Origin of the sequence: Saccharothrix sp. ST-888 (assembly GCF_000955975.1) — a bacterium.
Lineage (GTDB): Bacteria > Actinomycetota > Actinomycetes > Streptomycetales > Streptomycetaceae > Kitasatospora.
This window is the reverse complement of the sequence record NZ_JYJF01000467.1, coordinates 1-377: the sequence shown is the minus strand read 5'-3', so window position 1 is coordinate 377 and position 377 is coordinate 1. Positions and strand designations below refer to the sequence as shown.

At 59.2% G+C, this 377-nt stretch carries 1 rRNA gene; it reads right to left on the bottom strand.

The features are described from left to right. Positions 1–369: ribosomal RNA gene (locus UK12_RS33500) — 16S ribosomal RNA — on the bottom strand; the annotation flags it as partial. Between the last annotated feature and the right edge of the window lie 8 nt (positions 370–377).

Below are 377 nucleotides of genomic sequence, written 5' to 3'. Positions count from 1 at the left end.
CCATTGTGCAATATTCCCCACTGCTGCCTCCCGTAGGAGTCTGGGCCGTGTCTCAGTCCCAGTGTGGCCGGTCGCCCTCTCAGGCCGGCTACCCGTCGTCGCCTTGGTAGGCCATTACCCCACCAACAAGCTGATAGGCCGCGGGATCATCCTGCACCGCCGGAGCTTTCCACCAACCCCCATGCAGAGGAAGGTCATATCCGGTATTAGACCTCGTTTCCAAGGCTTGTCCCAGAGTGCAGGGCAGATTTCCCACGTGTTACTCACCCGTTCGCCACTGATCCACCCCGAAGGGCTTCACCGTTCGACTTGCATGTGTTAAGCACGCCGCCAGCGTTCGTCCTGAGCCAGGATCAAACTCTCCGTGAATGATTACC